The organism is Pseudomonas sp. CCOS 191 (assembly GCF_001007005.1).
In the GTDB taxonomy this organism is placed as follows: domain Bacteria; phylum Pseudomonadota; class Gammaproteobacteria; order Pseudomonadales; family Pseudomonadaceae; genus Aquipseudomonas; species Aquipseudomonas soli.
Window position 1 is genome coordinate 2403607 of the sequence record NZ_LN847264.1, and the last position, 24459, is coordinate 2428065.

3 protein-coding genes are annotated in these 24459 nt (G+C 67.4%); all 3 read left to right on the top strand.

Going from position 1 to position 24459, the window contains the following annotated elements; translation table 11 throughout:
• Positions 1 to 345: 345 nt before the first annotated feature.
• The 3 genes from CCOS191_RS11045 to CCOS191_RS27205 all read left to right on the top strand — a co-directional run bounded on the left by CCOS191_RS11045 (position 346) and on the right by CCOS191_RS27205 (position 24386).
• Positions 346 to 3750: a non-ribosomal peptide synthetase gene (locus CCOS191_RS11045; protein ID WP_046855228.1), complete on the top strand. Its 3405-nt coding sequence runs from the start codon at positions 346 to 348 to the stop codon at positions 3748 to 3750.
• Complete coding sequence (locus CCOS191_RS11050) at positions 3747 to 14699, top strand: non-ribosomal peptide synthetase (RefSeq protein WP_046855229.1); 10953 nt, start codon at positions 3747 to 3749, stop codon at positions 14697 to 14699. The genes CCOS191_RS11045 and CCOS191_RS11050 overlap by 4 nt, the downstream gene beginning before the upstream one ends.
• Before the next feature lie 120 nt (positions 14700 to 14819).
• A complete protein-coding gene (locus tag CCOS191_RS27205; protein WP_442963670.1) occupies positions 14820 to 24386 on the top strand; it encodes an amino acid adenylation domain-containing protein in 9567 nt (3188 codons plus the stop codon).
• The last annotated feature ends 73 nt before the right edge of the window (positions 24387 to 24459 follow it).

Genomic DNA, 24459 nt, shown 5'->3' on the forward strand with positions numbered 1-24459 from the left:
CGCCCGCGCGGCGCATCGCGGATGAATCCGCTCCTACATTTGTTGCAACGTGCCGAACCTGTCAGGCCATGGTTGCCAGCCTTGGCGCAAGGCTTGAGACAGGTGGGGCGGCAGCAATGCCCACCGAAACATCGCGTCGAGCGTACAAGGCTTACAACCATGGCCTATCAGGCATGGCCACGTTGCAACAAATGTAGGAGCGGATTCATCCGCGATGCGCCGCGCGGGCGGCGCTCGATCTCGCAGGCGCCGCCTCGCTCAAGCTAAATCATCCCCCCGCCCATTCGTTCTTGTTGATGCGCCCGGACCTTCCGGTCGCGCCGCCGATCAGCAAGGACCCCACACATGAATGCCGCAGACGCCCAGAAACTTTCCCGCCGTTTCATCGAGTTGCCCCTGGACAAGCGTCGCTTGTTCCTCGAAGGGATGCGACGCGAGGGTATCGATTTCGCGCAGTTGCCCATGTCGTCCTGTGTCGGCCTGAGCGAGCGCGACGGCCTGTCCTACGCCCAGCAGCGCATGTGGTTCCTCTGGCAGCTGGAACCCCACAGTGCCGCCTACAACCTGCCGATGGCCGTGCGCCTGGAAGGCGAGCTGCAGGTCCAGGCGCTGGAGCGGGCCTTCACCTTGCTGGTCGGCCGCCACGAATGCCTGCGCACCACCTTCGCCCAGGACGGCGAGCACGCCGTGCAGCGGGTGGCCGAGCCAGCGCAGGTAGGCATCCAGCTGTTCGACCTGGCCGACCTGCCCGAAACCACGCGCTGGGAGCGCGCCCACCAGCAGATGGCGGCCCAGGCGACCCAGGCCTTCGACCTTGAGCGCGGCCCGCTGTTCGGCATCGCCCTGCTGCGCCTGGCGCCCCAGGAGCACGTGCTGCTGCTGACCCTGCATCACATCATCGCCGACGGCTGGTCGATGAACGTCCTGATCGACGAATTCATGCGCAGCTACGACGCCCTGGTGGCGGGGCGCGAGCCTGCGCTGGCGGAAATCAAGGTGCATTACCGCGACTACGCACTGTGGCAGCGCAGCTGGCTGGAGGCCGGTGAGCGCGAGCGCCAGCTGGACTACTGGCGCGAGCAGCTGGGCGACGAGCACCCGTTGCTGGAGCTGCCGACCGACCGGCCTTATCCGGCCCAGCCCAGCCACCTGGGCGAGCGCCTGGAACTGGTGCTCGACGCTGGCCTGCGCGAAGATCTCAAGCAACTGGCCCAGCAGCACGGCGTGACCCTGTCCACGGTGCTGCTGGCGGTGTTCAAGACCCTGCTGCACCGCTACAGCGGGCAGGCCGACATCCGCGTCGGCGGCCTGATCGCCAACCGCAACCGCAGCGAAACCGAGGGGCTGGTCGGTTTCTTCGTCAACACCCAGGTGCTGCGCAGCCAGTTCAGCGCGCAGACGCCGTTCAGCGAACTGCTGCGCAGCCTGCACCAGGCCTCGGTCGGCGCCCAGGCGCATCAGGACCTGCCGTTTGACGCGCTGATCGAGGCCTTGCAGCCCCAGCGCAGCCAGAGCCACACGCCGCTGTTCCAGGTGATGTTCAACCACCAGCCGCTGGTCACCGACCTCAAGGACGTGCGCCTGGACTGCGGCCTGCGCGTGGGCTACCTGAGCGCCGAGCAGCTGGCCGGCAGCCGCCGCCAGCATGCGGCCACCAGCGACCTGATGCTCGACACCCGGGAGGAGGGCGAGCAGGTGTTCGCCGCCTTCACCTATGCCACCGATATCTTCGATGAAGCCACCATCAGTGCCCTGGCCGGGCACTGGCGCAACCTGCTGCGCGCGGTGTGCAACGATCCGCGCCAGCGCCTGGGCGAGCTGCCGATGCTGGCCGAGGCCGAGCGCCAGGCGTTGCTGTGCCCGGTGGCCGATGTGGCGCCGTGGGAGCCGGTGCAGCGCCTGTTCGAAACCCAGGCCGCGCGCAGCGGCGAGGCGCTGGCGCTGATCCTGGCCAATGGCGCCGAGGCGCCGTCGATGCGCTATGCCGAGCTCAACGCCCGAAGCAATCGCCTGGCCCATTACCTGCGCCGCCAGGGCGTCGGCCCCGATAGCCTGGTCGGTGTGGCCCTGGATCGTTCGCTGGACCTGGCCGTGGCCCTGCTGGCCGTGCTCAAGGCCGGTGGCGCCTATGTGCCGCTGGACCTGCAGGCACCGACCGAGCGCCTCGGCCATGTGCTCGAGGACAGCGGCCTGCAGTGGCTGTTGACCACTTCCGTGCAGCTGCCTGGCCTGCCGGCGCGGGAGGCAGTGCGCTGCCTGTGCCTGGACCAGCTGAAACTGGAAGACGAGCCGGTCGCTGACCTGCCGCTGACCGTCGTGCCCGACAACCTCGCCTATGTGATCTACACCTCAGGCTCTACCGGCCGGCCCAAGGGCGTGGCGATCAGCCACGGCGCCCTGAGCGAGTTCATTGCCCGCGCCATCGACTACAGCGACCTGCGCGAAGGCGACCGGGTGCTGCAGTTCGCCACCAGCAGCTTCGATGGTTTCGTCGAGCAGTTCTTCCCGCCGCTGTGCCATGGCGCCTGCGTGGTGCTGCGCGATACCCGCCTGTGGGACAGCGCCGCCCTGCACGAAGTGCTGATCGAGCACGGTGTGACCCTCGCCGACCTGCCGGCCGCCTACTGGTACTGGCTGGTGCAGGACTTCGCCGCGCGTCCGCCGGCCAGCTACGGCGCGCTGCGCCAGATCCACGTCGGCGGCGAGGCGATGGCGGTGGACGGGCTGCGCCTGTGGCAACTGGCAGGGTTCGGCCATGTGCGCCTGCTCAACACCTATGGCCCGACCGAGGCCACGGTGGTCTCGACCATTCACGACTGCACCGGGCTTGGCCATGAGGCAGTGTCCTGGCGTGGCATCCCCATTGGCCAGGGCCTGGCGCAGCGTCGCCTGTACATCCTCGACGATGACCTCGAACTGCTGCCCCAGGGCGCGGTGGGCGAGTTGTACATCGGCGGCCCGGGCCTGGCCCGTGGCTACCACGGCCAGCCATCACTGACTGCCCAGCGCTTCGTCGCCGACCCGTTCGCCCAGGGCGAACGCCTGTACCGCACCGGCGACCGCGCGCGCCTGGGCGCCGATGGCGCCATCGAATACATCGGCCGCGTCGATCACCAGGTCAAGGTGCGCGGTTTCCGCATCGAGCTCGGCGAGATCGAGGCGCGCCTGCAGCAGTGCCCGGGGGTTCGAGAAGCGGTGGTGCTGGCCCTGCCGATGACCGGCGGCCTGCAACTGGTGGCCTATGTGGTGCCTGACGCCGCCGAGCAGGATGCCGCCGAGCAGGCGCGCTTGCGCCAGCAGATACGCAGCCTGCTCAAGGCCCGCCTGCCCGAGTACATGGTGCCCGGCCACCTGCTGCTGTTGCCGCGCCTGCCCCTCACGCCCAGCGGCAAGCTCGACCGCAAGGCCCTGCCAGCACCGGACCCGAGTGCGTTGCAGGCCGAATACCGGGCGCCGCAGAGCGCCGTCGAGCAACAACTGGCGCAGATCTGGATGGACGTGCTGAACGTGCCGAAGGTCGGCCTGGACGATCACTTCTTCGAACTCGGCGGGCACTCGTTGCTGGCCGCCCAGGTGCTGGCGCGGATCAAGGATCAGCTGGGCCTGGTGCTGCCATTGCGCAGCCTGTTCGAACAACCGGCGCTGGGTGACCTGGCCGCCGAGCTGGCCCGGCTGCAGGGCGGCGATACGGATGACGACTGGTCGGATATGGACGCGTTCCTGGGTTCCTTGGAAGGGGTTGAGGCATGAGTGGCAACATGGCGGTACGCATTGCGAAACGGTTCGTCAGCCTGCCCCAGGAGCAGCGCCGGCAGTTCCTCGCCAAGCTGCGTGAGGACGGCAAGGACTTCAGCCTGTTGCCGGTGGTCGAGTCGCGGCACGACTTCGCCAGCATCCCCTTGTCCTTCGCCCAGCAGCGCCTGCTGTTCCTCTGGCAGCTGGAGCCGCACAGCGCGGCCTACAACATGGCTGCTGGCCTGCGCCTGAACGGTCGGCTCGACGTGTCGGCGCTGCAGCGCTCATTCGACTTCCTGGCGACGCGCCACGAGGCGCTGCGCACGGTGTTCCAGGTCGAGGGCGAACAGCCGCGCCAGGTGATCCTCGATCATCTGGCCGTGCCCCTGGAACAGGTCGACCTCACCGCCATCGCCACTGACCAGCGTGAGGCCGAGCTGGCCACGCGGGTGCGCGAGGCCAGTCACCAGCCGTTCGACCTGCTGCACGGCCCGCTGCTGCGCGCCACCCTGTACCGGCTGGCGGCCGAGGACTATGTGCTGCTGGTGTGCATGCATCACATCGTCTCCGACGGCTGGTCGATGGACGTGATGGTCAAGGAGTTCGTGCACAGCTACCAGGCGTTCACCCAGGGCCATGCACCGCAGTTGCCGGCGCTGGCGGTGCAGTACGCCGACTACGCCATCTGGCAGCGCAGCTGGCTGGAGGCCGGCGAGGGCGCGCGCCAGCTCGACTACTGGCGCCAGCAGTTGGGCGATGAACAACCGCTGCTGGAGGTCGCCGCTGACTACCCGCGTCCACTGACCCAGAGTTTCGACGGCCAGACCCTGGTCTTCGACTTCGGCGTCGAGCTGTCCCGACGCCTGGGCGGCTACGCCCGCGCCCAGGGCATGACCCTGTTCATGCTGGTGCTGACCGGTTTCTCGCTGTTCCTGTCGCGCCAGGCCGGGCAGCGCGATATCCGCATCGGCGTGCCCAACGCCAACCGCGGCCGTGCCGAGGTCGAGGGGCTGATCGGCTTCTTCGTCAACACCCAGGTGCTGCGCTGCCAGGTGGACGAGCGCCTGAGCTTCGATGACCTGCTGGCCCAGGTGCGCGAAGCGGTGCTCGGCGCCCAGGCGCACCAGGAGCTGCCGTTCGAGCAACTGGTGGACGCGCTGGTGCCGGAGCGCAACCTCGGCCACAACCCGCTGTTCCAGGTCAAGTTCAACCAGAACGTCGGCATGCAGCGTCAGCGCTCGCTGGCCTTGCCGGGCCTGAGTGTCGCCGAGTACCCGCTGGACAAGGTCGGCACCCACTTCGACCTGGCGTTGGACATCACCGACGACGGTCAGCTGATCCATGGCGAAATGACCTTCGCCAGCGACCTCTACCAGCGTTCGACCGTCGAGGCCTTCATTCCTGCCTTCATCGAGTTGCTGGGCCAGCTGCTCGACGCCCCGCAGCTGCCGCTGCACCGCCTGGCCGCGCCGCTGCGCAGCGAGCAGGCGCCGCAGCGTGAAGTGCCGGCGCTGGTGCTGGAACAGTGGCAGCAGCAGGTGCACCGGCAGCCCGAGGCGCTTGCCGCTTGCAGCCTGGAGCACAGCCTGAGCTTCGCCGCTCTGGACCAGGCCGCCAACCGCCTGGCCCATCATCTGCAACAACAGGGTGTGGTCAGCGGCCAACCGGTTGCGGTGCTGATGGAGCGTTCGCTGGACTGGCTGACCTGCATGCTCGGTATCCTCAAGGCTGGCGCCGTGTACATGCCGCTGGACACCAAGGCGCCTGAAACGCGCCTGCGGCAGATGCTCGACGCCGCGCAAGCCAAGGTGCTGCTGTGCGCCGCTGGCGATGCGCGACTGGCCAGCCTGGCTGCCGCCGATCGCCTGACCTTGGCCTATGTCCCCGAACAATGGCAGGACCTGCCGGCCAACGCGCCGGCGCTCACGCTGTGGGCCGAATCGCCGGCCTACGTGATCCACACCTCCGGCTCCACTGGTCAGCCGAAGGGCGTGCTGGTCAGCCATGGCGCCCTGGCCAGCTACGTCGCCGGCCTGCTCGAACGCCTGGCGCCTGCGCCGGGGGCGAGCATGGCGCTGGTCTCGACCATCGCCGCCGACCTCGGTCACACCGTGCTGTTCGGTGCCCTGTGTGCCGGGCGCCTGCTGCATGTACTGCCCGAGACGCTGGGCTTCGACCCGGACGCCTTCGCCCGCTACATGGCCGAACACCAGGTCGGCGTACTGAAGATCGTCCCCGGCCACCTGGCGGCGTTGCTGCAAGCCGGCAACCCCGCCGATGTGCTGCCCCAGCATGCGCTGATCGTCGGTGGCGAGGCCTGCACGCCAGCCCTGGTGGAGCAGGTACGCCGGCTCAAGCCGGGCTGCCGCCTGATCAACCACTATGGCCCGAGCGAGACCACGGTCGGCGTGCTGACCCATGAAGTGGCCAGCCTTGCCGAGGGCGCCCGCGCCGTGCCGGTGGGCGAGCCCCTGCCGGGCGCCCATGTGCTGTTGCTCGACGATGTGCTCAACCCGGTGGCCGATCAGGTCGCCGGTGAGCTGTACATCGGTGGCGCCAGCGTGGCCCAGGGCTACCTGGGCCAGCCAGGCCTGACCGCCGAACGCTTCCTGCCGGACCCGACGCGGCCTGGCCAGCGCCTGTACCGCAGCGGCGACCGGGTGCGGCGCAATCGTTCGGGCCAAGTGGAATTCATCGGCCGCGCCGACGACCAGGTCAAGGTGCGCGGTTATCGCGTCGAGCCGGCCGAGGTGGCGCGGGTGCTGCGGGGGCTGGACGGGGTCGCCGAAGCGGTGGTCCTGGCGCAGCCGGTGGAAGGCGACGAAAGCCGTCTGCAACTGGTCGGCTGGTGCGTGGGGCAGGAGCTGCAGGGTGAAACCTTGCGCCAGCAACTGCAGGATCGGCTGCCGGACTACATGGTGCCGGCGCAGGTCCTGGTCCTTGACCGCCTGCCGCTGACCGCCAACGGCAAGCTGGACAAGCGCGCCTTGCCGGCGCCGGGTGTCGCCCGGCGCCAGTACACCGCGCCGGTCGGCGAGATCGAAGAGGCCCTGGCTGCCATCTGGGCCGAGGTGCTCAAGCTCGACCAGGTCGGCAGCACCGACAACTTCTTCGAGCTGGGCGGCGACTCGATTCTCAGCCTGCAGATTATCGCCCGGGCCAAGCGCCAGGGCATCAAGCTCAGCCCCAAGCAACTGTTCGAAAAACAGACCATCGGCCAACTGGCGGCGGTGGCCAAGCGCATCGAGAAAAAGGCCGTGGCGGCCGAGCAGGTCAGTGGTTCCATGCCATTGCTGCCGATCCAGGCGCGCTTCTTCGAAAGCGCTATCCCCGAGCGTCAACACTGGAACCAGGCCTTGCTGCTCAAGCCGACCCAGGGCCTTGGCGCCGACCATCTGCAAGGCGCATTGCAGGCGCTGGTGGCCCAGCACGACGCCTTGCGCCTGCGCTTCACCCAGGGCGAGGCCTGGCAGGCCGAATTCCAGCCTGCCAAGGCCGGCGATATCCTCTGGGTTCGTCAACTGAGTGACCTGGCCGAGCTGCCGGCGTTGGCCGAGCAGGCCCAGCGCAGTCTCGACCTGGCTCAGGGGCCGCTGCTACGAGCGCTGCTGGTAGAGCTGCCTGAAGGCCAGCAGCGCTTGTTGCTGGTGATCCACCACCTGGTGGTCGACGGTGTGTCCTGGCGGGTACTGCTGGAAGACCTGCAACTGGCCTACACGGCCCTGGCCGCCGGCAAGGCCGTGACGCTGGCAGCCAAGAGCAGCTCGCTCAAGGCCTGGGCCGAGCGCCTTGGCGCCTATGCCCGCAGCCCGGAGCTGCTGGCCGAGGCCGACCACTGGCTGCGCGGCCTTGAAACCGCTGGCGGCGAGTTGCCCCGCGATAACCCGGCGGGCGCCCAGACCAATCGTCACCTCGCCCATGCCTCGTCACGCCTGGACGCAACCTTGACCCGCAAGCTGCTGCAGGTGGCCCCTGCCGCCTACCGCACCCAGGTCAACGACCTGCTGCTGGCGGCCCTGTCACGGGTACTGTGCGACTGGACCCGAGAGGATTCGGTACTGATTCAGCTCGAAGGCCACGGCCGCGAGGACCTGTTCCCCGAACTGGACCTCAGCCGCACCCTCGGCTGGTTCAGCAGCCTGTTCCCGGTACGCCTGGCGCCGGCCCAAGGGCTTGGCGAGGGGCTGTGCGCGATCAAGGAACAACTGCGTGCGGTGCCGAACAAAGGCATCGGCTATGGTGTGCTGCGCTACCTTGGCGAGCCCGACATGCGTGAGCGCCTGCAGGCGCTGCCGCAGCCACGGGTGACCTTCAACTACCTCGGCCAGTTCGACGGCAGCTTCGCCCAGGCCGAGGGCGCCTTGTTCACTCCGGCCAGCGAGGGCAGTGGCGCCCCCCAGGACCTGGACAGCCCGCTGGGCAACTGGCTCGGTATCAACGGCCAGGTCTACCAGGGCGAGCTGGAGCTGGACTGGAGCTTCAGCCGCGAGGTGTTCCATCCAGAGACCATCGAGGCCCTGGCGCGCCGCTACGAGCAGGTGCTGGCCGAGCTGGTCGAGCATTGCGCCCAGGCGCCGCACCAGGGCGTTACACCATCGGACTTCCCGCTGGCCGAGTTGACCCAGGCGCAACTGGACAGCTTGCCGCTGGCTGCGGGGGACATCGAAGACCTCTACCCGCTGTCGCCGATGCAGCAGGGCATGCTGTTCCATAGCCTCTACGAGCAGGACGCGGGCAACTACATCAACCAGCTGCGCGTGAGCGTGCAGGGGCTGGATGTGGCGCGCTTCCGCGCGGCCTGGCAGGCGGTGGTGGACAATCACGAAGTGCTGCGCAGCTGCTTCCCGCAGGACCTGCCGTTGCCCGTACAAGTAGTGCGGCGCCAGGTGCAGGTGCCGTTCGTCGAACTCGACCAGGGCCAGGATCCGGACGCAGTGGCCCAGGCCGAGCGCCAGGCTGGCTTCGACCTGGCCAGCGGCCCGCTGCTGCGCCTGACACTGCTCCGCACGGCGGACGGCGGCCATCACCTGATCTACACCAGCCACCATATCCTGATGGACGGCTGGAGCAGCTCGCGCCTGCTCGGCGAGGTGCTGCAGCGTTACAGCGGCGTCGCCCCGAGCGCCAGGACCAGCCGCTACCGCGACTATATCCAGTGGCTGCAGGGCCAGGACCAGCAGGCCAGCGAAACCTTCTGGCGCGCCCAGGTGGCCGAGCTGGACGAGCCAACGCGACTGGTACAGGCGTTCAAGTCCACGGCCCAGGGGCGAGGCCATGGCAGCCTGGCGCTGCGCTTCGAGCCGCAGCAGACCCAGCAGTTGGCGGACTTCGCCCGGGAACAGCGGGTCACCCTCAACACCCTGGTCCAGGCCGCGTGGCTGTTGCTGTTGCAACGCTACACCGGCCAGGCCAGCGTGACCTTCGGCGCCACCGTGGCCGGCCGCCCGGCGGAGCTGGTGGGCGTCGAGGAGCAGCTGGGGCTGTTCATCAACACCTTGCCGGTGGTCGCCAGCCCACGCCCGGAACAGATCGTGGGCGACTGGGTGCAGCAGGTGCAGGCGCTGAACCTGGCCCTGCGCGAGCACGAGCACACGCCGTTGTACGAGATCCAGCGCTGGGCCGGTTGGAGCGGCGAAGCGCTGTTCGACAACATTCTGGTATTCGAGAACTACCCGGTCGCCGAGGCGCTGCAACAGGGCGCGCCGCAAGGCCTGCAGTTCGGCGAGGTGCAGAACCAGGAGCAGACCAACTACCCGTTGACCCTGGTGGTGCAGGTGGGCGAGCGCCTGGAGGCGAGCTTCAGTTTCGATCGCCAGTGCTTCAGCGAGCAGGCCATCGACCAGTTGGCGGGGCACTTCCAGCACCTGCTCGCGCAGTTGGCGGCTGATGGTCAGCGTGCCCTGGGTGCGCTCAGCCTGCCGGTGGAAGACCAGCAGGTGGTTGCCAGCTATCCAACTACGGCTTGCACCCAGGAACTGATCGAAGCGCAGGCGGCGCGCACGCCTGAAGCGATCGCCGTGACCTTCGCCGGGCAGGCGTTGAGCTATGACCAGCTCAACCGCCGCGCCAACCGCCTGGCGCACAAGCTGCGCGCGCAGGGCGTGGGGCCGGATGTGCTGGTGGGCATCGCGGTGGAGCGTGGTTTCGAGATGATCGTCGGCCTGCTGGCGATCCTCAAGGCCGGGGGCGCCTATGTGCCGCTGGATCCGGAATACCCGCAGGATCGTCTGAGCTACATGATGGAAGACAGCGGCATTCAGTTGCTGCTGACTCAAGGCCATTTGCTGGCCGATCTGCCGGTACCGGCGCATGTGCGCAGCCTGTCTCTCGAAGATGATCTGGCCGGCTACAGCGACGCGAATCCGGAGCACCTGACCCAGCCAGACAACCTGGCCTATGTGATCTACACCTCGGGTTCCACCGGCAAGCCGAAAGGCACGCTGCTGCCGCACCACAACCTGCTGCGTCTGTTCAAGGCGACGGACGCCTGGTTCGGTTTCGGTGCGCAGGATGTGTGGACGCTGTTCCACTCGTACGCCTTCGACTTCTCGGTATGGGAGATCTTCGGTGCGCTGCTGCACGGTGGCCGCCTGGTCATCGTCCCGCGTGAAGTGACCCGCTCGCCGGAAGACTTCCACCAGTTGCTGGTGGAGCAGGGCGTGACCGTGCTGAACCAGACCCCATCGGCGTTCAAGCCGCTGATGCGCGTGGCCTGTGACAGTGCATCCGATCTTTCGCTGCGCTACGTGATCTTCGGCGGTGAAGCCCTGGATGTGGCCGCGTTGCAGCCGTGGTTCGAGCGCTTCGGCGAAGAGTGCGACAACCTGATCAACATGTACGGCATCACCGAGACCACCGTGCACGTGACCTACCGGCCGATCCGCTTTGCCGACACGCAGCAAGCGGGCAGCCCGATCGGTGCGGCGATCCCGGATTTGTCGATGTACGTGCTGGACGCCGATTTCAACCCGGTGGCCAAGGGCTGCACGGGTGAACTGCATGTCGGCCACGCCGGCCTGGCACGGGGTTACCACAACCGTGCCTCGCTGACCGCCGAACGCTTCGTACCGGACCCGTTCTCCAGTGAAGGCGGACGCTTGTACCGCACCGGCGACCTGGCGCGTTACCGCGAACAGGGCGTGATCGAGTACGTGGGCCGAATCGACCACCAGGTGAAGATCCGTGGCTTCCGTATCGAACTGGGCGAGATCGAAGCGCGCCTGCAAGAACATGCGGCGGTGCGCGAAGTGCTGGTGCTGGATATTGACGGGGCAGGGGGCAAGCAACTGGCCGCCTACCTGATCGCTCAAGATCCAGCTGCCGATCATGCAACCCTGCGCGACACGCTGAAACAGCACCTCAAAGCCAACCTGCCGGACTACATGGTGCCGACGCACTTCCTGGTCTTGGCGCAGTGGCCATTGACCGCCAACGGCAAGCTGGACCGCAAGGCCCTGCCCAAGCCGGACGCCAGCCAGCTGCAACAGGGCTACGTGGCCCCGCGCACGGCGCTGGAGCAGCAACTGGCGGCGATCTGGGCCGAGGTGCTGAAGGTCGAGCAGGTCGGCCTGCACGACAACTTCTTCGAACTCGGCGGCCACTCGTTGCTGGCTACCCAGGTCACCTCGCGGATCCGCCAGCGCCTGAACGTGGAAGTGTCGCTGCGCAGCCTGTTCGAATCCGCCGACCTGCAAGCCTTTGCCCAGGCCGCCGGCCAAGGCGCGGCCAGCCAGGCGCCGGCGTTCACCGTCGTGGACCGCAGCCAGCCGTTGGCCTTGTCCTACGCCCAGCAGCGCCAGTGGTTCCTCTGGCAGCTGGAGCCGGCCAGTGCCGCCTACAACATCCCGTCGGCCCTGCGCCTGAAGGGCGAGTTGGATATCGAGGCACTGCGCAGCAGCTTCGCCGCGCTGATCGCCCGTCACGAAACCCTGCGCACCACCTTCCGCCAGCAGGGCGACAGTGCCGAGCAGGTGGTGCATGCGCGGCTGCAAACGCCGCTGGACATCACCACGGCAGCCCTGGACGAAGCCGGCGTGCAGGCCTGGGTCGAGACCCAGGTGCGCCAGCCGTTCGACCTGCAACAGGGCCCGTTGCTGCGCGCCCGCCTGCTGCGCCTGGCCGCCGACGAGCATGTGCTGGTACTGGTCCTGCACCATATCGTTGCCGACGGCTGGTCGATGCCGATCCTGGTCGACGAACTGGTGCGCGGCTATGAAAGCCATCTGCACGGTCAGGCCCCGCAACTGCCGGCGCTGGCCTTCCAGTACGCCGACTACGCGACCTGGCAGCGCCAGTGGATGGAAGCCGGCGAGCAACAGCGTCAGCTCGATTACTGGCAGGCGCGCCTGGGCAGCACCCAGCCGATCCTCGAACTGGCCACCGATCGCCCGCGCCCTGCGGTGCAGCAGTATGAGGGTGCGCGTCTACCGGTGGACCTGGAGCCAAGCCTGGTTGCCCAGCTCAAGACGCTGGCCGGGCAGCATGACGTGACCCTGTTCATGCTCCTGCTGGCCTCGTTCCAGGCCTTGCTGCATCGCCATAGCGGCCAGTCGGACATCCGTGTCGGCGTGCCGGTGGCCAACCGCACCCGGGCCGAGACGGAAGGCCTGATCGGCTTCTTCGTCAACACCCAGGTGCTGGATGCGCGCTTCGAACCGCAGATTCGTTTCGACGAACTGCTGCAACAGGTCAAGCACACCGCCCTGGGCGCCCAGGCGCACCAGGAGCTGCCCTTCGAGCAACTGGTCGAAGCCCTGCAACCCGAGCGCAGCCTGAGCCACAGCCCGCTGTTCCAGGTGATGTTCAACCACCAGACCCAGGTGCTGGGTGAATCCCGCGCACTTGCGGGCCTCAGCCTGCAGGGGCTGGTTTCGGACAAGCAGACCGCACAGTTCGACCTGACCCTGGACACCGCCGAACACGAAGGCGGCCTGAGCGCGACCCTGACCTACGCCACCAGCCTGTTCGAGCCGGCGACCGTGGCGCGCATGGCCGAGCACTGGCGCAACCTGTTGCAGGGTATCTGCCAGGACGCCGGGCAGCGCGTCGCCGAACTGCCGCTGCTGAGCCGCGAAGAGCGCGAGCGCACCCTGTACGCCTGGAACGACAGCGCCGCCGACTACCCGCGCGGGCAGACCGTCCAGCAGCTGATCGAGGCTCAGGCTGCCCGCACGCCGCAGGCCGTCGCCGCGGTGCTGGGCGAGCAGTCGCTGAGCTACGCGCAACTGAACCAGCGCGCCAACGCCCTGGCCCACCACCTGCGCAGCCTGGGCGTCGGCCCCGATGTGCTGGTGGGGATCGCGGTGGAGCGCAGCCTGGACATGCTCGTCGGCCTGCTGGCGGTGCTCAAGGCCGGCGGCGCCTATGTGCCGCTGGATCCGCAGTTCCCCGAGGACCGCCTGGCCTACATGATGGAGGACAGCGGCATCGCGCTGCTGCTGACCCAGTCCAGCCTGGTGCAACGCCTGCCGATCCCGCCGCAGGTGCGCAGCCTGTGCCTCGACCAGGCGCTGCCGGGCGAGTACAGCCAGGACAATCCGCGCCCGCTGGCACACCCGGAAAACCTTGCCTATGTGATCTACACCTCCGGTTCCACCGGCAAGCCCAAGGGCGTGACCATCCGCCACGATGCGCTGGTCAACTTCCTCTGCAGCATGGCGCGCCAGCCGGGTATCGATGCTCATGACAAGGTGCTGTCGCTGACCTCGCTGTCGTTCGATATCGCGGGCCTCGAGCTGTACCTGCCGTTGTTGCGCGGTGCCTGCGTGGTGTTGCTGGGCGAGCAGGTGAACAAGGACCCGCAGGCGTTGCTGGCGGTGATCCAGGCCCAGGCAGTCAGCGTCGTCCAGGCCACCCCGTCGACCTGGCGCATGCTGCTGGACGCCGCCGCGCCCGGAGCCTTCGCCGGCAAGAAGGTACTGTGCGGCGGCGAGGCGCTGAGCGCCGAGCTGGCCCAGCGCCTGATCGCCCAGGCCGGGCATGTGTGGAACGTCTATGGCCCGACCGAGACCACCATCTGGTCGGCCTGTCATTACCTGACCGGCAGCGACGACGTGTGGCTGGGGCGGCCGTTGGCCAACACCCGCCTGCACGTGGTCAGCGACGAGCTCGACGTGCTGCCGCAAGGCGCGCGTGGCGAGTTGCTGATCGGCGGCGACGGCCTGGCGCGGGGCTACCACAACCGCCCGGGCCTGACCGCCGAGCGTTTCGTCCCGGACCCGTTCGCCAGCGAGCCGGGCGCGCGCCTGTACCGCACCGGCGACCTGACCCGCTACCGCGAGGACGGGGTGATCGAGTACGTCGGGCGTCTGGACCACCAGGTGAAGATCCGTGGCTTCCGTATCGAACTGGGCGAAATCGAGGAGCGCCTGCTGTTGCATCCGGCGATCCGCGAGGCCGCGGTGATCGATATCGATGGCCCGGCCGGCAAGCAGCTGGCGGCCTACCTGGTGCTGCACGATGCGCAGCAAAGCGTGGAAGCGCTGCGCGGCGAGCTGCGTGCACACTTGAAGGCCGGCCTGCCGGACTACATGGTGCCGAGCCATCTGGTCGGCCTGGCACGCATGCCGCAGACCCCCAACGGCAAGCTCGACCGCAAGGCCCTGCCGCTGCCGGACGCGAGCCAGTTGCAGGCAGCCCACGTGGCGCCGGTCACGGAGCTGGAGCGCAAGCTGGCGGCGATCTGGGCCGAGGTGCTGCAGGTCGAGCGGGTGGGCCTGCAGGACAACTTCTTCGACCTCGGCGGACACTCGCTGCTGATCGTCCAGGTAATCGGCCGGGTGCGCGAGCAACTGGGCGTCGACCTGAGCCTCAACGAGCTGTTCGAACAGGCCACGCTGGCCGACTTCAGCCAGGTGGTGGAGCGCAAGTCGGGGCAGGTCGCCAATGCCCATGACGAGCTGACTAAATCCTTGGAGGCCTTGAAACGTCTTACTGCACAGGAAATAGATAATCTGATCGCTTAGCGGGAGACATTCAAAGTGCAAGAGCTGCTCGACTCCGTAAAGTCGCTGTCCACCAGGGAGCGCAAGGCATTGGCAGCCTTGCTCAAGCGCCAGGGTGTCAACCTCTACGGGGTAACCCCGATCTTCAGAAGGGACTCGGCGGACGGGGCAGCGCTTTCCTATGCACAGCAGCGCCAGTGGTTCCTCTGGCAGCTCGACCCGCACAGCGCCGCCTACAACATCCCGGCGGCGCTGCGGCTCAAGGGCGCGCTGGATGTCGAGGCGTTGCAGCGCAGCTTCGACAGCCTGGTGGCGCGCCACGAAACCCTGCGCACCACCTTCCGCCAGGAGGGTGACGGGGCGGTCCAGATCGTCCATCCGCCAATGCCCGTGGCGCTGGCGGTGGAGCCCTTCGTGCCTGCGGATTCGACGGATCTGCAGGCAGCCATCCGCGCGCGCGTGGAGGCCGAGGTGCAGCAGCCGTTCGACCTGGAGCATGGTCCGTTGTTGCGGGTCAGGCTGCTGGTGCTGGGGCCTGAAGAGCATGTGCTGATCCTGACTGTGCACCATATTGTTTCCGATGGCTGGTCCACGCCGATCCTGGTGGACGAGCTGATCCGCCTGTACGAGGGCTTGCGCCTGGGCGCGCCGGTGACCCTGGCCGAGCTGCCGATCCAGTACGCCGACTACGCCCTGTGGCAGCGCGACTGGATGGAGGCGGGCGAGCAGGAGCGCCAGCTCGGTTACTGGCGCGAGCAGCTGGCGGGCGAGCAGCCGCTGCTGGAACTGCCTGTCGACCGCCCGCGGCCGTCGGTGCAGAGCTTCCAGGGCGCACGCCTGGCCATCGATATCGATGCCTCCCTGGCGCAGGGGCTCAAGGCCCTGGCGCGCCAGCAGGGGGTGACCCTGTTCATGCTGTTGCTGGCCTCCTTCCAGACCCTGCTGCACCGCTACAGCGGGCAGGCCGACATCCGCGTCGGTGTGCCGGTGGCCAACCGTACCCGCGCCGAAACCCAGGGGCTGATCGGCTTTTTCGTCAACACCCAGGTGCTCAAGGCCGAGTTCGCGCCACAGACCACCTTTGCCGCGTTGCTGCAGCAGGTGCGTGAAGCCTCGCTGCAGGCCCAGGCGCACCAGGACCTGCCGTTCGAGCAACTGGTCGAGGCGCTGCAGCCCGAGCGCAGCATGAGCCACAACCCGTTGTTCCAGGTGCTGTTCAACCACCAGGCCGAAAGCCCGGGCATGGTCCGTGAGCTGGGCGGGTTGCAGGTTGAGGGCTTGAGCTGGGAAGGGCAGACCACCCAGTTCGACCTGATCCTCAACACGGCCGAGCACGAGGGTGGGCTGATTGCGGCGTTCACCTATGCTACCTCGCTGTTCGATGCGGCCACGGTCGAGCGCATCGGCCGGCATTGGCGCAACCTGTTGCAGGGCATCTGCGCGGATTACGCCCAGCGCGTGGCGCAGTTGCCGTTGCTCGATGCGGCAGAGCTGGGGGCGTGGACGGCTGATGTGCAGCGCTACCCGAGCACCGAGTGCGCTCACGCGCTGATCGAGCAGCAGGCGGCGCGCACGCCTGAAGCGATTGCCGTGACCTTCGCCGGGCAGGCGCTGAGCTACGACCAGCTCAATCGCTGTGCCAACCGCCTGGCGCACAAGCTGCGCGCGCAGGGCGTGGGGCCGGATGTGCTGGTGGGCATCGCGGTGGAGCGCGGGTTCGAGATGATCGTCGGCTTGCTGGCGATCCTCAAGGCCGGGGGCGCCTATGTGCCGCTGGATCCGGAGTACCCGCAGGACCGCCTGAGCTACATGATGGAAGACAGCGGCATCGCACTGCTGCTGACTCAAGGCCATTTGCTGGGCGGTCTGCCGGTGCCGGCGGACGTGCGCAGCCTGTCTCTTGAAGATGATCTGACCGGTTACAGCGACGAAAACCCCGAGCACCTGACCCAGCCGGACAACCTGGCCTATGTGATCTACACCTCGGGTTCCACCGGCAAGCCGAAAGGCACGCTGCTGCCGCACCACAACCTGCTGCGTCTGTTCAAGGCGACGGACGCCTGGTTCGGTTTCGGTGCGCAGGATGTGTGGACGCTGTTCCACTCGTACGCCTTCGACTTCTCGGTATGGGAGATCTTCGGTGCGCTGCTGCACGGTGGCCGCCTGGTCATCGTCCCGCGTGAAGTGACCCGCTCGCCGGAAGACTTCCACCAGTTGCTGGTGGAGCAGGGCGTGACCGTGCTCAACCAGACCCCGTCGGCGTTCAAGCCGCTGATGCGGGTGGCTTGCGACAGCACTACCGACCTTTCGCTGCGCTACGTGATCTTCGGTGGCGAAGCCCTGGATGTGGCCGCGTTGCAGCCGTGGTTCGAGCGCTTCGGTGAAGACTGCGACAACCTGATCAACATGTACGGCATCACCGAGACCACGGTGCACGTGACCTACCGGCCGATCCGCTTCGCCGACACGCAACAGGCGGGCAGCCCGATCGGAGCGGCGATCCCGGACTTGTCGATGTACGTGCTGGACGCAGACTTCAATCCGGTGGCCAAGGGCTGCACGGGTGAACTGCATGTCGGCCACGCCGGCCTGGCGCGGGGTTACCACAATCGTGCCTCGCTGACCGCCGAGCGCTTCGTGCCGGATCCATTCTCCAGCGAAGGCGGGCGCCTGTACCGCACCGGCGACCTGGCGCGTTACCGCGAACAGGGCGTGATCGAGTACGTGGGCCGGATCGACCACCAGGTGAAGATCCGTGGTTTCCGTATCGAACTGGGCGAGATTGAAGCGCGCCTGCAAGAGCACGCCGCCGTGCGCGAAGTGCTGGTGCTGGATATCGACGGGGCAGGGGGTAAGCAACTGGCGGCTTACCTGATCGCTCAAGATCCATCAGCCGACCATGCAACCCTGCGCGACACGCTGAAACAGCACCTCAAAGCCAACCTGCCGGACTACATGGTGCCGACGCACTTCCTGGTCTTGGCGCAGTGGCCATTGACCGCCAACGGCAAGCTGGACCGCAAGGCCCTGCCCAAGCCGGACGCCAGCCAACTGCAACAGGGCTACGTGGCACCGCGCACGGCGCTGGAGCAGCAACTGGCGGCGATCTGGAGCGAGGTGCTCAAGGTCGAGCAAGTGGGCCTGCACGACAACTTCTTCGAACTCGGCGGCCATTCATTGCTGGCCACCCAGGTCACCTCGCGCATCCGCCAGCGCCTGGACCTGGAAGTCCCGCTGCGCAGCTTGTTCGAATCCGCCGACCTGCAAGCCTTCGCCCAGGCCGCCGGCCAAGGCGCGGCCAGCCAGGCGCCAGCGTTCACCGTCGTTGACCGCAGCCAGCCGCTGGCCTTGTCCTACGCCCAGCAGCGCCAGTGGTTCCTCTGGCAGCTGGAGCCGGCCAGCGCTGCCTACAACATCCCTTCGGCCCTGCGCCTGAAGGGCGAGCTGGATATCGAGGCACTGCGCAGCAGCTTCGCCGCGCTGATCGCCCGCCACGAAACCCTGCGTACTACCTTCCATCAGGAAGGTGAACAGGCCTGGCAACGCATCCATGCCGTAGGTGACTTCGACTTGCCGGTCGAGACGGTGGCGAGCGAGGCGCTGCAGGCGCGAGTTGCGCAGGAGACCGCGCAGCCGTTCGACCTGGAACATGGCCCGTTGCTGCGCGCCCGCCTGCTGCGCCTGGCCGCCGACGAGCATGTGCTGGTACTGACCCTGCACCATATCGTCGCCGATGGTTGGTCGATGCCGATCATGGTCGATGAAGTGGTGCGTCTGTATGCCGGGTACCGTCAGGGCGCCGAGGCGCAACTACCGGCCCTGGCGTTCCAGTACGCCGATTACGCTGCCTGGCAGCGCCAGTGGATGGCGGCGGGCGAGCAGGCGCGCCAGCTCGACTACTGGCGCCAGCAACTGGGCGACGAGCAACCGGTGCTGGAGTTGCCTGCCGACCGTCCACGCCCGTTGCAGCTGAGCCATGCCGGGGCACGCCTGGATATCCACCTGGAGCCGGAGCTTGCCGAGGCGCTGAAAGCCACCGCACGGCAACAGGGCGTGACCCTGTTCATGCTGTTGCTGGCCTCGTTCCAGGTGCTGCTGCACCGCCTCAGTGGTCAATCGCAGGTGCGCGTCGGCGTCCCGGTCGCCAACCGCAACCGGGCCGAGACCGAGGGCCTGATCGGCTTCTTCGTCAACACCCAGGTGCTCAAGGCTGAGTTCGCGCCGCAAACCACCTTCGCCGGGTTGCTGCAACAGGTCCGGCACACCGCCGTGCAGGCCCAGGCGCACCAGGACCTGCCGTTCGAGCAACTGGTCGAGGCGCTGCAGCCCGAACGCAGCCTGAGCCACAGCCCGCTGTTCCAAGTGCTGTTCAACCACAAGGCGGAAAACCCCGGCATGGCCCAGGAACTGGCCGGGCTGCGGATCGAGGGGCTGGGTTGGGAAGACCGCAGCACGCAGTTCGACCTGGTCCTGAACACGGTCGAGCACGACGCGGGGTTGAGCGCCATCCTGACCTACGCCACTGCATTGTTCGAACCGGCCACTGCCGAGCGTCTGGGCAGGTACTGGCGCAATCTGCTGCAGGGCATCTGCCAGGACAGCGCCCAGCGCGTGGCGCAGTTGCCGTTGCTCGACGCGCTCGAGCTGGATGAGTGGCAAGCGCATGTACAGCGTTACCCAAGCTCCGAGTGCGCTCACGGGCTGATCGAGCAGCAGGCGGCGCGCACGCCTGAAGTGATCGCCGTGACCTTCGCCGGGCAGACATTGAGCTATGACCAGCTCAACCGCCGCGCCAACCGCCTGGCGCACAAGCTGCGCGCGCAGGGCGTGGGGCCGGATGTGCTGGTGGGCATCGCGGTGGAGCGCGGGTTCGAGATGATTGTCGGCCTGCTGGCGATCCTCAAGGCCGGTGGCGCCTATGTGCCGCTGGATCCGGAATACCCGCAGGATCGCCTGAGCTACATGATGGAAGACAGCGGCATTCAGTTGCTGCTGACTCAAGGTCATCTGCTGGCCGATCTGCCGGTACCGGCGCACGTGCGCAGCCTGTCTCTCGAAGATGATCTGGCTGGCTACAGCGACGAAAACCCCGAACACCTGACCCAGCCAGACAACCTGGCCTATGTGATCTACACCTCGGGCTCGACCGGCAAGCCGAAAGGCACCTTGCTGCCGCACCACAACCTGCTGCGCCTGTTCAAGGCCACCGATGCCTGGTTCGGCTTCGGCCCGCAGGACGTGTGGACGCTGTTCCACTCGTACGCTTTCGACTTCTCGGTGTGGGAGATCTTCGGTGCGCTGCTGCACGGCGGTCGCTTGGTGATCGTGCCGCGTGAAACCACGCGTTCGCCGGAAGACTTCCATCAGCTGCTGGTGGAGCAGGGCGTGACCGTGCTCAACCAGACCCCATCGGCGTTCAAGCCGCTGATGCGCGTGGCCTGTGACAGTGCATCCGACCTCTCGCTGCGCTACGTGATCTTCGGTGGCGAAGCCCTGGACGTGGCCGCGTTGCAACCGTGGTTCGAGCGCTTCGGCGAGGATTGCGACAACCTGATCAACATGTACGGCATCACCGAGACCACGGTGCATGTGACCTACCGGCCGATCCGTTTTGCTGACACGCAACAGTCGGGCAGCCCGATCGGTGCGGCAATTCCGGACCTGTCGATGTACGTACTGGACGCCGACTTCAATCCGGTGGCCAAGGGTTGCACCGGGGAGCTGCATGTCGGCCACGCCGGTCTGGCACGCGGTTACCACAACCGCGCCTCGCTGACCGCCGAGCGCTTCGTGCCGGACCCGTTCTCCAGCGAAGGTGGACGCCTGTACCGCACTGGCGACCTGGCGCGTTACCGCGAACAGGGCGTGATCGAGTACGTGGGGCGGATCGACCACCAGGTGAAGATCCGTGGTTTCCGTATCGAACTGGGCGAGATCGAAGCGCGCCTGCAAGAACATGCGGCGGTGCGCGAAGTGCTGGTGCTGGATATTGACGGGGCAGGGGGCAAGCAACTGGCCGCCTACCTGATCGCGAGTGATCCAGCTGTCGACCATGCAAGCCTACGCGATACGCTGAAACAGCACCTCAAAGCCAACCTGCCGGACTACATGGTGCCGACGCACTTCCTGGTCTTGGACCAGTGGCCACTGACCGCCAACGGCAAGCTGGACCGCAAGGCCCTGCCCAAGCCGGACGCCAGCCAACTGCAACAAGGCTACGTGGCCCCGCGCACGGCGCTGGAGCAGCAACTGGCGGCGATCTGGAGCGAGGTGCTCAAGGTCGAGCAGGTCGGCCTGCACGACAACTTCTTCGAGCTCGGCGGCCACTCGTTGCTGGCCACCCAGGTCACCTCGCGCATCCGCCAGCGCCTGAATGTGGAAGTGTCGCTGCGCAGCCTGTTCGAATCCGCCGACCTGCAGGCCTTCGCCCAGGCCGCAGGCGAGGGTGCGGCCAGCCAGGCCCCCGCCATTACCGTGGCGGACCGCAACCAGCCGCTGGTGCTGTCGTACGCCCAGCAGCGCCAGTGGTTCCTCTGGCAACTGGAGCCGGATAGCGCCGCCTACCACATCCCTGCAGCCTTGCAACTGAAGGGGCGGCTGAACCCCGAGGCGTTGCGTCAGGCCTTCGAGACCCTGATCGCTCGCCATGAGAGCCTGCGCACCACCTTCGATCAGCAAGGTGGCGAGGCGCAGCAGCGTATCCACGCGCCCGCGACGTTCACCCTGGTCATGGAATCGCTGCAGGACACCTCCACCGAGGCGGTCCGCGAGCGCGTGGCTCGTGAGATCCAGCGCCCGTTCGACCTGACCCAGGGGCCTCTGCTGCGGGTGCGCCTGCTGCGCCTGGCCGAGGACGATCACGTGCTGGTGCTGACCCTGCATCACATCGTCGCCGATGGCTGGTCGATGCCGATCATGGTCGATGAAGTGGTCGACGCCTACCTGGCCTTGAGCCAGGGCCGACAACCCGGACAGCCGGCCTTGCCGGTGCAGTACGCCGACTATGCCGTCTGGCAGCGCCAGTGGATGGAGGCCGGCGAGCAGGCTCGCCAGCTGGACTACTGGCTGGCGCAGCTGGGCGGCGAGCACTATGTGCTGCAACTGCCCACCGATCATCCACGGCCCACTGTGCAAAGCCACGCCGGTCGCAGCCTCGCCATCGAGGTGCCGGCGCCGCTGGTCCAGGCTTTGAAGGCGCAGGCGCGCCAGCAAGGGGTGACGCTGTTCATGCTGCTGCTGGCTTCGTTCCAGAGCTTGCTGCACCGCCAGACCGGGCAGGCCGACATCCGTGTCGGCGTGCCGATCGCCAACCGCACCCGGGCCGAGACCGAAGGCTTGATCGGCTTCTTCGTCAACACCCAGGTGCTCAAGGCGCAGTTCGAGCTGCACACGACCTTCAGCGCGTTGCTGCAACAGGTCAAGCACGCCGCCTTGCAGGCCCAGGCGCACCAGGACCTGCCGTTCGAGCAACTGGTCGAAGCGCTGCAGCCGGAGCGCAGCCTGAGCCACAACCCGCTGTTCCAGGTGATGTTCAACCACCAGGCCCAACGCTCGGACCAGGGGCGCGAACTGCCTGGGCTGAGCATCGAAGGCCTGAGCTGGGGCAACCCCACGGCGCACCTCGACCTGGCCCTGGATACTTTCGAAAGCGAGGACGGCCTCGGCGCGACCCTGACCTACGTCAGCGACCTGTTCGAGCATGCCACCATCGAGCGCATGGCCGCGCACTGGCTCAACCTGTTGCAGGCAGTCAGCACCCAGCCTGCCCAGCGGATCGTCGAGTTGCCGCTGCTCGATGAGGCACAGCGCCAGGTCATCCTCGGGCAGTGGAGCCGCCACGAGGCGATCTACCCTGACCAGCGCACCGTGCAGCAGCTGATCGCCGACCAGGCCGCGCTTACCCCGCACGCCACGGCGCTGATCTGCGAAGGGCAGCAGCTTACCTACCAGGCCCTGGACCTGCGCGCCAACCAGCTGGCCCATCGCCTGCGCGAGGCGGGCATCGGCCCGGACGTGCGCGTGGGCATCGCCCTGCCGCGCAGCCTGGACATGGTGGTCGGCCTGCTGGGCGTGCTCAAGGCCGGCGGCGCCTATGTGCCGCTGGACCCCGACTACCCGCACGAGCGCCTGGCCTACATGATGGAGGACAGCGGCATCGCCCTGTTGCTCGGCCACAGCGCCCAGCTGCAAGACCTGACGGTGGCGCCGCAGGTGCGCAGCCTATGCCTGGACAGCGAGCCGCTCGATGCCTGGCCGAGCCATGCGCTGCCGGCGCTGGGCGACCCCGACAACCTGGCGTACATCATGTACACCTCCGGCTCCACCGGGCGCCCCAAGGGCGTCGGCATCAGCGCTGCGGCGCTGAGCCGACATGCCCATGTCGCCCAGGGTTTCTGCGGCCTGTCGGCGGCCGACCGGGTGCTGCAGTTCTCCACCTTCAACTTCGACGCCTTCGTCGAGCAGCTCTACCCGGCGCTGATCTGCGGCGCCAGCGTGGTGCTGCGCGGCCCGACGCTGTGGGACAGCGAGACCTTCTACCGCGAAGTGGTGACCCAGGGCATCACCTTCGCCGACCTGCCGACCGCCTACTGGTACCTGCTGGCCAAGGACTTCGCGGCCAAGGGCCCGCGCGACTATGGTTCGCTGCGGCGCATCCACATGGGGGGCGAAGCCATGGCCGCAGATGGCGTGCTGGCCTGGCAACAGGCCGGGCTCGGCCATGTGCGCCTGCTCAATACCTACGGGCCGACCGAGGCCACCGTCAGCGTCATGAGCCATGACTGCAGCGCCTATGTCACCGGCGAGCAACCCCTGCCGGTGCAGATCCCGATCGGCAAGGCCCTGGGCGGGCGCTCGATCCACCTGGTGGACGCCGACGCCGACCTGGCCCTGCCGGGCGCCATCGGCGAACTGCTGGTCGGTGGCGAACTGCTCGCCCGCGGCTATCACAATCGTCCGGGGCTGACCGCCGAACGCTTCATCCCCGACCCGTTCGCGACGACGCCGGGCGGGCGCCTGTACCGCACCGGCGACCTGGCACGCTATCGCGAGCACGGCGTGGTCGAGTACGCCGGGCGTATCGACCATCAGGTGAAGATCCGCGGCTTCCGTATCGAGCTGGGCGAAATCGAGGCGCGCCTGCGCGAGCACCCGGCGGTGCGCGAGGTGCTGGTGGTCGATATCGATGGCCCGGGCGGCAAGCAACTGGCGGCCTACCTGGTGCCCAACGCCATGCCCGAGGCCGAGGACGGCCTGCGCGCCGAGCTGAAGGCGCACTTGGGCGCCAGCCTGCCGGACTACATGGTGCCGATGTACCTGGTGCTGCTTGAGCGCATGCCGCTGCTGCCCAACGGCAAGCTCGACCGCAAGGCACTGCCGGCCCCCGATACCCGCCAGTCGCAGCCGGCCTACGTGGCCCCGGTCAGTGAACTGGAGCAGCAGTTGGCGGCGCTCTGGGCCGAGGTGCTGCAGGTCGAGCGGGTGGGCCTGGGCGATGACTTCTTCGAGCTGGGCGGGCACTCGCTGCTGGCGGCCCAGCTGATTTCCAAGATCAACTCGGGCCTGGGCATCGACATCCCCCTGCGCCTGCTATTCGAGAAACCGCAATTGAATGATTTTGCCCAGGCCTGTGCCAGCACCGGCTTGTCGTTGAGCGAGGACGGCTTGTCCGATATCGAAAGAATGATGAATGAAATGGCGGGCGTCTGAGATGGACAAGAGCACAGCAGAACGTATCGCCAAGCGCTTTGTCGGCCTTGCCCTGGAGCAGCGTCGGCAGATC

Bases quoted from the DNA above. Each gene is read 5' to 3' on its own strand.
- CCOS191_RS11045 (WP_046855228.1), top strand. From the start codon at position 346: ATGAATGCCGCAGACGCCCAGAAACTTTCCCGCCGTTTCATCGAGTTG.
- CCOS191_RS11050 (WP_046855229.1), top strand. From the start codon at position 3,747: ATGAGTGGCAACATGGCGGTACGCATTGCGAAACGGTTCGTCAGCCTG.